We start from the raw sequence: 15,172 nt of genomic DNA, 5'->3' as shown, positions 1-15,172 counted from the left end.
GTTGCACCATATACCAATACGAATAAATATACCCCAAAAGCTTTGCAGCGGAGAGCAAAATGGCACAGGAAATTGTCAGGTTAAGTGACTACCAGATGAGTCGAGATTTAAAAAACGCATGGGAACTAATTTCACTTGTCTCGTGTGCTTGTGACCAATACGACATGTCTCACGTAGCCGATAGATTTCTGGTCTTTCCAGAGTTTGAAAATAATAAAATAAAACATTCATTTTTTGAAAAAAACTGCATTCTCATGTCTTACTCATTCATGAAGGGTATTTATACAAATAACGCAATTGGGGAGGGTTTGGCTGTTGCTTTGCACTCGATGCTTATGGATCTTCAAAAGTACAGTGAACGCCCGTTTTGTATTGACACGTTTGAGTGCAAGTTACGATTCAACTTGAGGGGGAAGGGAAAGTTAGTTCCGCTCCAACAGCTATTAAAAGAAGCAATAGACTCTTGTAGAGATGAAGAGGTAATCAATGCTGTGGAGCGGTTCTGGCTTTACTTGAGGCGTAATGATGAAGAAATCTTCGATCTCCAAAAGCTGATTGTTTTGATAAGAACTTTAGATTTTGTTGAGCAGAGAGATTGTAGCCTTTTAGAACGCCAAATTGCTAAGAAAGCTCTTCAAAAAATCGAACTCATGGCAATAGAGCATATGGAATACGAAGACAATTATTTTTTGAATGAGAGGATAAAGGAACTATTATGAACGATTCTGTTGATGTTGATTTATATTTTGAGAAGAACTACGCCCTACTCTCTTTAAATCCGTTTAAAGATTTTCCAATATTAAGCGAAGTAAAGAGCAAGAAGAAATGCATAAAGAACATACAGGAAGCAGCAAATAACTTAATAGAAGCCCAAGAGTATGTAAACAACAATTACCCGCTCATGCTTATGCTCGGTAAATATACAAATAAATTTGATAAGGTTGTTGAGCCACCTTACTTATTCAAAATTTACTATTATATTCATGTAGTTAAGAAATATGATGAAAGGTACAACCAACCTCCACTCAAAGAGGCAGTTCAAGACTTTTTATTATCCTTCTTGCTAGATGCAGATTACGACCTTGATATTATGCAGACGGAATTAAGTCTAGGCTTCGACAACTCTGACCCCTTTCATATCTCAGTTTATTCGAGCTTAGTTTGTGCAAAATTCAAGGCAGAAGGAACTTTTCACGAAGTAATGTTCAACTCACTGTTGGAGAAAATCGAAAGCTCTGAATCTCAAGAAATAAACTTCTATACCTACGAAGAGATGGTCAGGATTCATAACCTTCTCCATATTGCCAATAGCGAGAAAAATCAACTCTCAGAACTCGCAGATTATCTTGCCCAGGAGATTATAAGAGTTACACGTTTTATTGACGTAATAACCACTAATAAAACAGGAACAAAAACTATTTATGTTGAGAAAGATCTTGAGAGATTCTAGATTCCTCGTTTGTAAGAGCAGCCCATATATAATCATACATAACGTTATCAAAGCCTTCTTTTGTGTGATTGTCTTTCAATAAAAGGCTAGACATCGAATTATAGGTTTTTCTGGACTTAGCAATAGCAACAGTAATCGCTTGTCTTAGATCGCCATTGAGTGCCTGTTCTTTGCTGTTCTTAAGCAATTGTTCTTTAACATTTGGGTCTTTAAGTACATGCATAGCTATATGCCTGAGATAATGTAGCTGCTCATCTTGATCACTAAAGATGTCACCGCATAGCTCGTTCATTCTCTTGAGAAGATCTGCCAGAAATTCTTTTTCTCTATCTGGTGGGCCACTTGGTCTTGAAGGGTCTATAGGCTTCAGCGTATCTGGCTCTTCAGGTTCTTTGGGGTCTCTAACCCTGTCGATTTTATAACCAGTAAGAACTAAACCAGTCAGATCAACTTGCTCAGGTGAGACTCCATCTAACCTTTTGGCAAATAGCTTTGCAAAATTAGCAAAATTCTCTAAGTCAGGATCACTTAGTTCAATAAGTTGGGCTATGTAGTTGTATGTTCTTACAAACTTGGAAAGGTTTGATTTGAACATCATCATGCCTTCACGCTCTTTCACATACTGTGAGCGCATGGCATCAGTCTCTTCTTGTTTCTGAGTGTCACCTGCTTTGAGAGCTTTATCGTATGCTGCTTCCCAATGCTTTATGGCTTCTTTAACTTGCTTAAGTTTTGAATTGAATACATCTGTTGGTCTTTGGGTAGCAGTATACAATTTTTTATGTAAGTGCTCGCCTTTCTGAACCTTGCGGAACAAAGCGATATTAGCCTGTTTGAATTTTTCTAGGTCTTCAGAATGGTAGATGTTTTCAGCATCAAGCTCAGATTTCATATCGTATACAACATGAATGTCTTGAATATCCTGCATTTCAGCGCCTTCATCATACATTTTAAAAGCAGCTAAAATGTTTTCAGGCTCGTTGGCAAAATCGATTACGTAAGTAGTATCCTTTCCTGGATATGTTCTATTTAGCCTTGAGAGCGTCTGTACGGCTTCCACACCGCTGATCTTCTTATCAAGGTACATCGCCACTAGCTTAGGCTGATTAAAGCCTGTCTGGAACTTGTTAGCGACCAACATGACTTTATAATCGGACTCTTCGAAAGCACTTCTAATGTCTTTACTACCGATATCAGGGTTCATGTTGTATTCGGTATACTCTTTGTCGTAATCAATGAGATACGTACCGTCATCATCACCTAATTCAGTACCTTTCACTTTTCCTGAAAATGCAACTAACGCTTTGATACCTTCAAGATTGTGCTTTTTGATATATGCATCAAACGCCATTTTGTATTTAACAGCCTGTGGACGACCAGAGGTAACTACCATTGCTTTTGCTTCACCGTTTAGCAGTTCCATAACCGTTGACTGAAAATGTTTGACTATGAATTCAATTTTCTGTGCTGGATTAGTTGGGTGAAGTGATTGCCATCTTCCTAAAGCTCTACGAGCCATTTTCTTGTCTACACGTTTGTCACTAAGGTCAATCATACTCCCTAGACGGTAGGCTGTTGTGTATGGCGTATAATTTTGGAGAACGTCAAGAATGAAGCCCTCTTCAATTGCTTGTCTCTGTGTGTATCGGTGAAAGGATTTTGGCTTATTGTCTTTAGAGATAGGCTCATCTTCTTTTTCAGGACGACCAAACAGCGTCATTGTTGAATGCTTTGGTGTAGCTGTGAATGCAAAATGACTTATGTTCTTTGGCTGAACTCTTGAACTCTGCATCTCTAATAGAAGCTCTTCAACTGTCATTTTTGCAAGATCTTCTTTGGACTTCAAAGACAATGCTGCTCTTAGTCCTTGGGCAGTATTACCCGTTTGAGAACTGTGCGCCTCATCAATAATTACTGCAAAGTTACGTTCAGCAAGACTCTTCTCTTTCACTATTGCTTCGATAGCAAACGGGAAGGTTTGAATGGTAACTATGATGATTGGTGTACCGTTAACAAGAGCTTCAGCCAGTTGCTTACTCTTTGGTTTGTTTGATTTAACTTTATCAATTGCCGCGATCATGCCGAATTGATGGTCAATTTGCTGAACAGCTTCTTGAATCTGAGAATCGAGAACCGTTCTGTCAGTAACAATAATCACTGAGTTGAAAATTGCTTTGCCGCTCTCTTCTCTTAGTTTTGTGAGATCATGTGCTGTCCAGGCTATGGTACTTGTTTTACCTGAACCTGCTGAATGTTCACAAAGGTACTGCATACCTGCACCATTTTCCTTAGCATCAGCAATCATCTTGTTTACAGCTTCAAGCTGGTGATATCTAGGAAAAATTTGAACTTCTTTAGGTTGAGGAATACCGAACTTATCGACTTTGGTGGATTTTTCGATATATACAAAGTTGTGGAAGATTCTTAACCAGTTGTCAAACTGGCAAACCTCTTCCCAGAAATAGGCTGTGGCGTAATCATCTGTTCTTGGTACGTTTCCAGCACGACCATTGTTCCCTTTATTAAATGGTAAGAAAAAAGTATTTTCTTCATTTAACCTCGTGGTCATTTGGATTTCGTCTTCGGTAAGGGCGAAATGAACTACTGCACCACGTTTAAAGGTCAGTAATGGTTCTGGCCTTCCGTTGAATGTAGGTAAGCGATCTTTTTTGTATTGCTCGATGGCATCTTCCATGCCTTGGGTGTTTACTGTCTTAACTTCAACGGTAGCTACAGGGATTCCGTTTATGAAAAAGACTAGATCGATTGACCACTTTCGGGTTGGATTGTATTGAACCTGACGGACTACTCTGAGGATATTATTTCTATACTTTTCAGATTCTTTAGGATTACGGTCATCTTCAGGAGCTTTTTGACTCATCAGAATTTTACCGCCAGCACCTGCCACGTTGAACCCTTCTCTGAGCACCTTCATAGTGCCATTGTTCTTGTGGGCAAGATCTTTTACTAAGCGGTCTAGAACTACTCTTTCTGTATCTTTACCGTTATTTCTTTTAAGCTTTTCCCAAGCTTCAGGGTTGGATTTCTTTACCCAAGAGATCACATCTTCGGTGTATAGAGCACGTTCCTTGTCATACTTACTAGGATGGCCTTCAACCCACCCTGATTCTTTTACAAGCTTCTCAGCGATATAGCTTTCAAAGTGAATTTCATTATGTGCTGCCATTATACTTCCTCCCTGACATCGATTTTCCCTGTTACTGCTGCGCTGATTAGGGCTGTGCGGTGTTCTTTGAGTAGTTTAATACTAGACCGAGTTTCTTTAATCAAAGAATCCAATTTTGATAGCTTATTCTTTAAAGTGCTTACTATTTCTTTCTGTTCATCGAACGGTGGAAAGCAGCCAAATATTTTGAGAATATTTGTGATAGACAACCTTTTTAACGCTGCGCCTCTGACAAAGTTATTAACTTGCTCTTGAACAGGATTTGATTTACACAGAAAATCGAGAAATTCAGGAACCAATCTCTTCTTATCAACCTTCATAATTATAAGAGACGAAGCTACTACAAAATCTTTTCCTTCAGGCACAACTACTGATTTTCCAATAGTTCCATCTTTGCTGAAGAGTACATCTCCGTCTTCTGGTTTACACCCTGTTTTTATTAGGTAATTATAGTTTTCTTCTGATGTCAGCAATGAGTTTTGAAAGTCAATTCTGTCATTCTTGATATCACGAATGGAAATAAAGTGATGTATTCCATTTTCAGTATCTGGAGATATATGAGCACCATCAGTAATTTTCATACAAAAACGTTTGATAAATGAACAATCCCAATGCTCAGGAATATCCCCAATCCAATCAACCCCACTAGGCTTCATCGTCACATTGTCATCTAAACCTTTGGTTACAGCATGAGATATCAGAGCTTGGCGTTTTTCTTGGAGAAGCTTGATGAAGGATTCTTTTTCGTGGACTAGTGAGTTGATCTTCCTTATTTCTGAATCCAAGAACTTAAGGATCGACTGTTGCTCTCCTATAGATGGATAGGTAAATGTAAAATTATTGAATACAGGCATTCTCAGTGAGTCTACTGTAGATTTTGCACCGCCATCTAAAGCCACTCGTGCAAACAAAGTTGATAGATAATAGTAAAAGTATCTACCTTCAACTTCCTTGAATTTGTTCATCATATATACACGTTGATGAAAGCTAAACTTGTCAGTCGTATAATGAAATACCTTGCCAACTCCGACTCCATCACCAGCGGTCAAGACTGCCTCGCATTCATGTGTATATGAATCTATTTTCTCCACCTTCTGAGCACGAACAAAAAAGTCGTATTCACCATCAGGGTTTGCGTCTTGTGTGTCTCTATTTCCAGTCTCTAGGTTACATAAATACTTAAGTCTTCTTGTTTTCCAGCCTCTAGGAATTTGACCTAACCATTCAATACCAGAATCCTTGTATTCAGGATAAGCTTTCATCATTCAGCCACCTCCTGAAGCAACGCTTGAATTCTTGCTTCACACGCTTTCAGGTCATTATCGATATCAGCTAATGGTCTTGGTGGTGTGTACTCGTAGAAGTAACGGTTAAAATTGATTTCATAACCGACAATACCTACCTCTCCATCCTTTGAATCACGTACTGAGTAGTCAATAAAAGCATCATGTACATGAGGTAAAACTTCTTCTTGAAAGTATTCTTCAACGTCTTTATCAAATGGAATGGATTCTGAATCGTTAAGCGAAGTATCTGGTACTACATTGCCTTTGTTGTCCAATACAGGATCTGCATCTTCATCACGTACCATAAAGTGAGCAGTAAACATGTTGCCATTGGCTTTGCTTGTTTTGCCAAAGCCTTCCTCACCATTTTTTTGCTTAACTAACTCATAGAAATATTCATAGTCATGTGTACCCATGAGCGTTGGAAGCAACTCTAGCCATGTAGTTTGTTGTGGCTCTTTGAGTTTTTTGAACGCTGCAACATCTTTAAGGGTTTGTATCTTTTCTTCCGTTATAACGATTTTTGCTCTTAAAGGACGTTTTATAGCTACTTTTCTATAGGCAAAGTCAGTGGTATTGAATACTTTAACGTTCTTAGATGATGAATTTTCAAACAAGTCATATTCTCTAACAATTTCTTCCATCTGTTCACGAGAGATGAACTTACGTTTACTACCCTCTGATTTTCTCATCTGAGTCCAAGTATCAGTAAGATTCAGTAACTGTACTTTACCTTTGCGTTCTTCAGCTTTTTTATTGGAAAGAATCCAGATATACGTACCGATACCAGTGTTGAAGAACATATCATTTGGTAGTGCTAGGATTGCTTCAACATAATCATTTTCAAGTAACCATCTTCTAATCTCAGATTCACCTGAGCCAGCATCACCAGTGAATAGAGGCGAACCAGATAATATAATACCTACACGACCACCACCGTTTTCAGGACGTTCCATTTTCGCCACGAGGTGCATAAGGAAAAGCATTGAACCGTCACCAACGCGAGGTAGGCCAGCACCAAATCTTCCTGCAAAACCAAGACTTTCATGTTCTTGTACAACAGCTTGTTTCACCTTGTCCCACTTGATGCCAAAAGGCGGATTAGCTACACCGTAATTAAACAGTTTCCCACTCAGCTTATCGTCACTTAGGGTATTACCTTGTTTAATATTGGTAATGTCAAAGTCTTGAATAAGCAAAGACGTTAATGCAATGGCATGGGTTTTAGGGTTAAGTTCCTGTCCGTATGGGACAAGTTTAGCCGTTGAGCCTCTTGATTTTATTTCATTAATTGCATCAAAGAGGAACCCACCCGTACCGCACGTTGGGTCGTAAATTGTTCTAATAACACCACTTTCAGTAAAGATTTCTTCATCAGCATTCAAAACTAGTAGTGTTGTTAAATGAACCGCATCCCTGGGAGACATGAACTCTCCTGCCTTCTGATTAACAGATGCAGCAAAATCACGAATAAGTTGCTCATAGGTATTAGACATAACACGATCAGATACAGTCTCTGGACTAAGATCTAAAGCAGCAAACTTGTTTGTGATGTAGTAAAGAAGTTTTGCGTTATCGAGTTCGTTGATAGTGTTGATGAAATTGTATTCATCGAAGATAGTTCTAACATTTGAAGAGAAGCAACTAATGTACTGCTCTAGGTTGGCTTTGGTGTTAGTGCTGCCAATTGTCTCAAGCGAGTACTGACTAGTATTATAAAATTGCTTACCTGACTCCAGCGGGAGGATTAGCTCAAGATCAACACCAGTGTCCTTATCTTCTTCATATGCTTGGAGAACGTCTTCTTTGGTCGGAGCTAGAACGCATTCTAGCCTTCTAAGAAGTAGGAAAGGGAGGATGATTCTGTCAAAGTCAGAGTGAGTGAAATCACCCCAAAGGGCATCAGCCACGTTCCAGATAAAGTTAGATAAATCTGATACTTCTGTTTTTTTAATGCTTTCCATGTTCTTTTCACTTATTTTGTGTCACTGGTAAGGTTGCTTACGTATAGCGAGTTTTTTATATAACCCGCTGATACCACTGAGCAACTTGCAGATATATTATGGGAATTTAATAAGATAAAGTGTAACCTGTAAGCAGATAAAATACATTCGAATCAGGGGCGTGTTACCCCTAAAATACGGTCAATGGATGTGCTTTTGCAGCAATTGGAACGCGATGTCAGAAAATAATAAGACAAAAGATATTGAGTATTGGCAATCAGAGAGAGTTGCATTTTGTGCATTGCAATCACTGCATGGCGTTGGGTTCAAAACTCTGCATAAACTGGTGCGGAATGTTGATAGCCTCAAAGCCTTTATCAAGAACTCCAGCGCTGATGAATTTGCAAAAACACTGCGAATAAAATTAGAACCTACGCTGCACGAGGTTGAACATTCTTGGAAGGCATTTCAACAACAGCTATGGGCTGACGGTATTAGTCTGTTAAAAAAACTGGCAAAAGACAAAGTTCAGGTAGTCTTTAGTCAAGAATCTTTATTCCCAGAGAAATTAAGAGCTATAGATAAGCCCCCTTTATGGTTATTTGTTCAAGGTTCACTAGAGAATTTAAACAAAGCGTCTGTAGCTTTGGTTGGAAGTAGACAATGTAGCCAAGATGGGTATTGGCTGAGTAAATATATTCACTCCATTCTACATAAAAAAAATTTGGTAACTGTCAGCGGATTAGCAGAAGGAATTGATCAAAGCGTCCACTACGAATCTCTTCGGTTTGGCATACCTACCGTTGCAGTTCTTGGTACGGGAATTGACTCCAATTTTCCAAAAGGGTCTGAGATTCTAAGGGCAGATATATTAGCTAATGGAGGTACGGTCGTAACTGAGTATCTAGTTGGACAATCATACAGTGCAAGTAACTTCGTGCAGCGCAACAGAATTCAAGCTGCACTTTCAGATTGTTTGATCCCCTTAGAGTGGAAGATAAAAAGCGGTACTGCCCATACTGTGAATTTTGCAAAGGACTATGGGAGGCTAATTGCGATGCTTTGTTTACCTGATTCTGATGAGAACAACCCAGAGAGGAAGTTTATAGAGTCTTATCAAAAAGGAATGGTCTTCCAAGTGCCACATCAAACTGCTGACGTTGAAGAGTACATCCTGTCGCTGGTTGATGAAAACAAGCCCCCAAAAACTTCATCAGAACCTGTAAATCCCAAAAAAGAACAGTTCAAGCTCGATTTATAAAGGAACTCAGTGAATGGCAAAGTTAAAAGGAATTATTCTCAGCGTAGTTGACACATTGCTGAATCAAGGTGACATCGATCAACAAGTGTTCACAGAAGTTGAAAAACTAATGGCGTATCTCAAATTGAGGGGAATAAAGCCTGTTTTGTTGGCGAATCAGCCGAGAGTACTAACTAGTAAAGATGGTTCGAAACGTGATCTCTACGATGCGCTAGAAGAAAAATTTGACGATTTAGAAATCATTACGCGAGTAAGAGACTCTGCTGTTCCTTCAAAACCGCAAAAAGCAGTCACAGAATACGTTCTCAAAAAAATGGGGTGGCAAAGTAATGAGGTTGTCTATCTAGGAAGCAGTGACGATGACATGCGAACTTCCATAAATGGTGGTTTATTGTTTCTAAGAGCCACTTGGTTCAATAACAACACTGACTACGGCTTTGAGTTTAGTGAACCAAAAGAGGTTGCCCGTTTTATAGACACGCTCTGTCTAAGAGACCATTTCTGGAGTCATGAAATTATTGACGGTGATTTTGAATATTACGCACTAGCTCCATTCAGTACGTATCGACCTGACTTAAAGAATTACTCTGAACATGCGAGAGAAGCCGCTAAGTTTGGGAGAGGACAAGTAGATTTTTGGTTGGGAGCGTTAGTTACAAGCCTATACTTTACGGGCATTCATCAACGTATTGATTACGTAACTGCTTATCCAGGACACAAACGAGGTTATGGCAATCAGCAAATGGATGATGATTTGAGAACTTTTGGGAAGTGCTTTCGTAAAGCTTACCTCCATGACCTGATAATTCGGCATACAACAGCAACAAAACTACAACATGCGCGAATAAGAAGAGAGGCTGTTGATCACCATACTCAGATTAATACTATCAAGCTAAACCGCTCTCCCCAAAAGAATCAGAATGGTGTTTACACGAATCCACCCGTAAAGCGCGGTAAAACAGTGCTGTTGGTTGATGACTTCTGTACTGGAGGGCTATCGCTTGATTCAGGCAGAAAGTTTATTGAGCAAACTGGAGCTAAAACGATACTCGTTACGTGGCTAAAGACTATAAACACAGACTATCAGACTATTGGGGATATGGGTGAATTCAACCCCTACGAGGAAAATCACTTTACTGATGTACCGACAGGGAAGAGTTACAACTATCATCATTACTTAGTTGACCACGATGCTTCTAACGAGCTAGGTGGTACTTTGGCACGATATGTTAATTGGGATTGGCCTCAATAAAATCAGGCTAAATGTACAGTAACTATTATCTCAGCCCAGCAATATACTGTTTAAGATAAATACTACTTAGAGGTTATATTGATGACTTGCAATGAGATAACTTGTATCGCTAAAGCAAATGCCAAACTACCAGATAACGCTTACTTTGCTTACTTATCTAAGGAAATCATAGAGTTTCACTTGGGCAAAGAGGCGCAAGTCGAGTTAACTGATGGTAGGCGATTTGATATCAAAGCCATCAGCAAGTATGACTTATCTCTCAATTTTGACCAAATCCATGATGCTGAAGTGAAAAAACACGAATGTTCTAGCGCATCTAACCTGTAACGTTTCGTGCCTAGATATCTAACTTTGAGCTTAAAATGTTACACAAAACGTAACGTCCAACTCGCTTTATAAATTCAAAATCTTGATTATATTGAAAAAGTTTGTGTTGAGTGATAATATATAAACTTGTTTGTGAGCACTACCGTTCTAGCTTACGTATAAATTAAAAGTGTAAATATAAATCACTTTTTATCAAAAGATTTGACTAAACCCAGTGTAAAAGCTGGGTTTTTTATTTCTTACACTTAAATTTTGATTGTTACACAATTACTAAGCTTGAACATGTTAAATAGGTTTGGCAATTCTTCATTGAATTGCATACGCTTGCTTTTATCCAGCAACCATAGATTCGAAAACTCATTCCATACTGCTAGCTCAGAGCAGAAAGCTACATTGGCAACATAAAGGCCATATAACGTCTTTAAAAAGAGTACTTCTTTTATAAATTTGCTTCGCTGATATTTTATAGGCTAAGGTTTACGTGCCTGTATAACAATTGAATTTCTATTTAAAACATAATGGAATGCTTCATACAAAACAAAAAGGATTTGTTATGAAAAGATACCTACTTTTGGTTTCCTTGCTAGTACCGTCATTTTTATCTTCGGCATCGAATTTACTCAAGCATGAGCAGGTCAAAAACGAACGTAGCTGCTTTAGCTGGATATTTTCAGACTATAGTTCTTGGCGCAATCAAATGAAAAATAAATACGAGAAAAGCACAAAGACCGAAGAGGCCGTAAATAAAAAACTTGCATGGTTTGATTCAATGTTTACGCAAGAAAAATATGACCTTTATAAGAGTAGTTTAGACTGCAGCACATTTGAATATGAAGTCGATTCTCACATGGTTAAAGGGTATGTTATCAAACCAAAGGGGGCTGATAAAAAACTCCCTGTACTTATCTATAATCGTGGTGGGAATGGTAATTTTGGCGGTGTAGTTTTTGGCTCGATGATGCATAACTTATTCCCTATAGCAAAAGAGGGCTTTGTTATCGTCGGAAGTCAATATAGGGGAACACATACCAAGTCTGATACGTTAGATGAGTTTGGTGGAAAAGATGTTAGAGATGTTACTGCCTTATTAGATTTGATACCCGCGATAAGTGGGGCTGACTCGAATAGGCTTGGTATGTATGGAGCCAGTCGAGGTGGTATGCAAACACACTTGGCGCTAAAGCATAGTAATAATATTAGAGCTATCGCTACCATTGCTGGCAATACGGATTTAGCTAAGGGTTTAATCTATCGTCCAGAAATGGAAAAAGTGTATGAAAAGCGAATTCCTAACTATCTTGAAAATAAGCAACAAGAACTAGATAAAAGGTCGGTACTAAAATGGGCTGATAAGTTGTCTCCAAATGTGCCAATTTTGCTTTTACACGGAACTGCCGACAAGCGGGTTTCCGTCAAACATTCCGAAGACTTCGCCTCTGAACTAGTCCGATACAATATTCCTCATAAACTGGTGTTGTATCCTAACGACAGTCATGGGCTTATCAAAAATAAAGAAGCGGCAAATAACGAAATCGTGAGCTGGTTTCACAAGCACCTATAAAGATAGTAAGCCATGTGGATGCAGCTTTTGGCCATTATTTCCAAATACCTGTGTCCCTTTGCTAGCAAACTAATCGAATACAGCAATGACAATGCGAGGCTTGTTAAGACAAGCCGAACATTAATTTTAAGGTTAAAAATATAACTGACATTGATAAATGAATTGCGCCCATTAAAGGAAATATAATGAACGGGAGGGTAATACGTTTTACCTTTTTGAATCATTGCTTTTTATTGATCCTAATTACCATTAAAAATAGCACATATCTTGCTCCTCACTCGTTAAAAGGTATTATTAATTTATTAACTTAATTAAAAAAATGCCTATCATTATGAAAACGTTATCCCTGCTTTTCGGCGGAGTTGCTCTGTTCTCAGCAACCGCCGTTATATCTACGTCGGTATCAGCTGCCCAAACGCTTTATAAGCCGTTCCCCGCAGATGTCATGCCGTCACTGAGTGAAAGTGGCGAGCATACTGTTGGAGTACGCACCATTGAAGTGGCTTATGCTGACAAAGTGAAAGATATTGCTGGAAATGATGTCGAACGTAAATTGACTCTAGAGGTTTGGTATCCCGCTTCAAGCGCAGCTAAGTCAGCAACCTATGTGAATGAAACGCGCAGCGGTCAAGTATTTGAAATAGAGGGTGATGCAAGCCGAGATGTTCCGATTGCTAAGTCAGACTCTGGTTACCCTGTAATTGTCATATCACACGGGTATACCGGCTACCGCACTCTTATGTTTTATCTAGGTGAACACCTTGCGTCTCACGGCTATGTAGTAGCGGCAATCGACCACACAGATTCTACGAATAAAGACGTTAATTTTGCTGAAAACCCGTACTCAGGTTTTCCAAGCACATTACTAAACCGCTCACGAGACCAAGTACTTACTTTAAACAGCATCAGCGATAACGAATTTTTCAAAGATAATGTCGACGCAAGTAAAGCAGGGGTAATTGGTTATTCAATGGGAGGGTACGGCGCAGTTAGTACAGTAGGTGGTTGCTATGCATTCAACGATCAAACAGCAGCAACCTTTACCGGTACACAAGACCCTAAAGTGGCAGCCCTTATTAAAGACGCGCTAAATACGTGCGCCGGTGGTGAAGAAAGTAGCAAAGATGTACTTCCTGCATGGAAAGCAGCGCTTGCGCTGGCGCCATGGGGTGGGCAACATCAGCTATTTGATGTTGAATCACTAAATAACATCAAGGTGCCGGTTCTTTATGTAGCGGGTGATAACGACGATATTTCTGGTTACAACGGCATTAAATGGTTATTCGAAAATACTGGGAGTGAAGGCTCTAAACTGCTTACCGTTAAAAATGCGCGTCATAATGTCGCACCTCACCCTGCCCCAAAAGAAGCCTATGGCAGCGAGTTTGATTTGGGAAGCTACATTGAACCTGCGTGGGAAGTACAAAAGCTTAATGCTATCAACGAGCACTTCGCGTTAGCGCTTATGAATTGCCATGTAAAAGGTTTAAAAGATGATTGTGAATACCTGAACGTGAGTGGCAGTAGCGCCCAAATCCCCGTAGGCGGTAAGAAGCCAGAGCCTTGGAAGGGCTTTGACGACCGTTGGGCGTTAGGCCTCGAAATGGACGGAAAATAAAAGCTTAGAAAAGGATGCATCAGCATCCTTTTTTATTTTGTTACATATTTATTTTCTATCGTAACCCATTGTGGCGTAATGTAAGACTGCTTCTACCAACTCTCGATAGTAAAAAGCGCTTTAAAGCGGTATCTCGGCTATCCCATAAACTCAACCATAAGGAAGTGAAAATGCGTAAATTTACTGTGTCAGCATTATGTGCCTGCTCTTTCATATTAATACCGTCCATGACTGTTACCCAAAGCCATGCAGCAGCACAGAAGGTTGCTACAGCAAGCGCCGATGATGTAGAAACGCTAAAAACCTACTTCAAAAAAGAAGACTTTAATTACATTGTAGAAACCCTCGATACCGTTGAAAGCAAATCGCCAGAACAGCACAACATGCTTATTTCTGCGCTTATGAACATAGATTTAGATGATGCGGAAGAGGCTGCAGAGCAATTTATTGCGGATTACAGTGATAATTATAAGGCTTATCACACTCACGCGAGCGTAATGGGCGCCCAAGCTTCAAGCAGTATATTCTCGGCCCTGGGCTATGCTAAAAAAGCTAAAAAGAGTCTAGAAACAGCCGTAGAAATTGCCCCGGAACAGGTCGCTGTCTACCAAGCCTTATTGCAATTTCATCTAATGGCCCCCTCTATTGCTGGTGGCGATTTGGATGAGGCCACGACACTTGCGCAAACAATCTCAAAACTAGATGTTACAGAAGGGCAGTTCGCTACAGCCAAGGTTTATTTAGAAAAAGATAAACAGGCAGAAGCAGAGGCAATCTTCGCCTCTTTGATTGAAGATGATAGTACCCATATTCGCGCTAGGGTTGAGCTAGGTAGCTTTTATTTAGGTGATGAGCAGTATGCTGCGTCTTACGATACATTGTTGCCATTATCAGATACAGATTTGGCTGTCGTTTCAAAAGCAGATACTGAGGCTTGGGATACGTATCAAGAGCGTAAATCCAATCTTATGTACGGAAAGTATCGCCTAGGGCAAGTTGCTGTTGAAAGTGGGGAATACACAGATTCAGGTATTAATGCGTTAAAGAGCTATTTGGAAGACTACCAAGTTACTACCATTGATACTAAAGGCTTACCAGGAGCTAATTGGGCCCGGTTGCGCTTAGCTGAACTTCTTCTTAACGCAGACAAAGTGAATGAAGCGCAAAACCTTGTTGAGACGATAAAAGAAGACAGCGATGAACGCTTTGCTAAAACACTTAAGGAAATTAAAAAGGCAATAAAAAAACGAGCTGCGGTGTAGCACCGCAAAGCTCGCTTTTTCGCAT

At 39.6% G+C, this 15,172-nt stretch carries 11 protein-coding genes; 8 read left to right on the top strand and 3 right to left on the bottom strand.

Features of this window, described 5'->3' with window-relative positions; translation table 11 throughout:
- Nucleotides 1-59: 59 nt before the first annotated feature.
- Together E5672_RS15990 and E5672_RS15985 are read left to right on the top strand one after the other, a co-directional pair.
- Nucleotides 60-719: a hypothetical protein gene (locus tag E5672_RS15990; RefSeq protein ID WP_136783121.1), complete on the top strand. Its 660-nt coding sequence runs from the start codon at nucleotides 60-62 to the stop codon at nucleotides 717-719.
- Complete coding sequence (locus E5672_RS15985; protein WP_136783120.1) at nucleotides 716-1,450, top strand: hypothetical protein; 735 nt, start codon at nucleotides 716-718, stop codon at nucleotides 1,448-1,450. Before E5672_RS15990 ends, E5672_RS15985 begins: the two co-directional genes overlap by 4 nt.
- Here the strand turns inward: E5672_RS15985 and E5672_RS15980 are convergent.
- The 3 genes from E5672_RS15980 to E5672_RS15970 are packed head-to-tail and all read right to left on the bottom strand — an operon-like array spanning nucleotide 1,416 to nucleotide 7,887.
- A complete protein-coding gene (locus tag E5672_RS15980; RefSeq protein ID WP_136783119.1) occupies nucleotides 1,416-4,637 on the bottom strand; it encodes a type I restriction endonuclease subunit R in 3,222 nt (1,073 codons plus the stop codon). The two genes, E5672_RS15985 and E5672_RS15980, sit on opposite strands and share 35 nt — an antisense overlap.
- Nucleotides 4,637-5,902, bottom strand: coding sequence for a restriction endonuclease subunit S (locus tag E5672_RS15975; protein ID WP_136783118.1), 1,266 nt, complete (start codon nucleotides 5,900-5,902; stop codon nucleotides 4,637-4,639). Before E5672_RS15975 ends, E5672_RS15980 begins: the two co-directional genes overlap by 1 nt.
- Nucleotides 5,899-7,887, bottom strand: coding sequence for a type I restriction-modification system subunit M (locus tag E5672_RS15970; RefSeq protein ID WP_136783117.1), 1,989 nt, complete (start codon nucleotides 7,885-7,887; stop codon nucleotides 5,899-5,901). The genes E5672_RS15975 and E5672_RS15970 overlap by 4 nt, the downstream gene beginning before the upstream one ends.
- A 214-nt stretch (nucleotides 7,888-8,101) precedes the next feature.
- On the opposite strand from E5672_RS15970, the gene E5672_RS15965 reads away from it, so the two are divergent.
- The 6 genes from E5672_RS15965 (at nucleotide 8,102) to E5672_RS15940 (ending at nucleotide 15,147) form a co-directional block, all read left to right on the top strand.
- Entirely contained in the window at nucleotides 8,102-9,127 is a 1,026-nt protein-coding gene (locus E5672_RS15965) for a DNA-processing protein DprA (RefSeq protein WP_136783116.1), read from the top strand.
- A 13-nt stretch (nucleotides 9,128-9,140) separates the two neighbouring features.
- Nucleotides 9,141-10,379, top strand: coding sequence for a phosphoribosyl transferase (locus E5672_RS15960; RefSeq protein ID WP_136783115.1), 1,239 nt, complete (start codon nucleotides 9,141-9,143; stop codon nucleotides 10,377-10,379).
- 81 nt (nucleotides 10,380-10,460) lie between these two features.
- Nucleotides 10,461-10,706 (top strand): hypothetical protein, encoded by a 246-nt coding sequence (locus E5672_RS15955; protein WP_136783114.1) that lies wholly within the window; start codon nucleotides 10,461-10,463, stop codon nucleotides 10,704-10,706.
- A 553-nt stretch (nucleotides 10,707-11,259) separates the two neighbouring features.
- Nucleotides 11,260-12,267 carry an alpha/beta hydrolase family protein gene (locus tag E5672_RS15950; RefSeq protein ID WP_136783113.1) on the top strand — a complete coding sequence of 336 codons (1,008 nt, stop codon included), beginning with the start codon at nucleotides 11,260-11,262 and terminating at the stop codon, nucleotides 12,265-12,267.
- A gap of 331 nt (nucleotides 12,268-12,598) precedes the next feature.
- Nucleotides 12,599-13,885 carry an alpha/beta hydrolase family protein gene (locus E5672_RS15945; RefSeq protein WP_167483155.1) on the top strand — a complete coding sequence of 429 codons (1,287 nt, stop codon included), beginning with the start codon at nucleotides 12,599-12,601 and terminating at the stop codon, nucleotides 13,883-13,885.
- Nucleotides 13,886-14,055: 170 nt separating this feature from the next.
- Nucleotides 14,056-15,147: a tetratricopeptide repeat protein gene (locus tag E5672_RS15940; RefSeq protein WP_240692257.1), complete on the top strand. Its 1,092-nt coding sequence runs from the start codon at nucleotides 14,056-14,058 to the stop codon at nucleotides 15,145-15,147.
- Nucleotides 15,148-15,172 lie beyond the last annotated feature (25 nt).

Source organism: Alteromonas portus (assembly GCF_005117025.1).
GTDB lineage: Bacteria > Pseudomonadota > Gammaproteobacteria > Enterobacterales > Alteromonadaceae > Alteromonas > Alteromonas portus.
This window is presented reverse-complemented; position numbering and strand designations above follow the sequence as displayed.

Bases quoted from the DNA above. Each gene is read 5' to 3' on its own strand.
- E5672_RS15965 (WP_136783116.1), top strand. From the start codon at position 8,102: ATGTCAGAAAATAATAAGACAAAAGATATTGAGTATTGGCAATCAGAG.
- E5672_RS15955 (WP_136783114.1), top strand. From the start codon at position 10,461: ATGACTTGCAATGAGATAACTTGTATCGCTAAAGCAAATGCCAAACTA.
- E5672_RS15960 (WP_136783115.1), top strand. From the start codon at position 9,141: ATGGCAAAGTTAAAAGGAATTATTCTCAGCGTAGTTGACACATTGCTG.
- E5672_RS15985 (WP_136783120.1), top strand. From the start codon at position 716: ATGAACGATTCTGTTGATGTTGATTTATATTTTGAGAAGAACTACGCC.
- E5672_RS15975 (WP_136783118.1), bottom strand. From the start codon at position 5,902: ATGATGAAAGCTTATCCTGAATACAAGGATTCTGGTATTGAATGGTTA.
- E5672_RS15940 (WP_240692257.1), top strand. From the start codon at position 14,056: ATGCGTAAATTTACTGTGTCAGCATTATGTGCCTGCTCTTTCATATTA.
- E5672_RS15970 (WP_136783117.1), bottom strand. From the start codon at position 7,887: ATGGAAAGCATTAAAAAAACAGAAGTATCAGATTTATCTAACTTTATC.
- E5672_RS15950 (WP_136783113.1), top strand. From the start codon at position 11,260: ATGAAAAGATACCTACTTTTGGTTTCCTTGCTAGTACCGTCATTTTTA.
- E5672_RS15945 (WP_167483155.1), top strand. From the start codon at position 12,599: ATGAAAACGTTATCCCTGCTTTTCGGCGGAGTTGCTCTGTTCTCAGCA.
- E5672_RS15980 (WP_136783119.1), bottom strand. From the start codon at position 4,637: ATGGCAGCACATAATGAAATTCACTTTGAAAGCTATATCGCTGAGAAG.
- E5672_RS15990 (WP_136783121.1), top strand. From the start codon at position 60: ATGGCACAGGAAATTGTCAGGTTAAGTGACTACCAGATGAGTCGAGAT.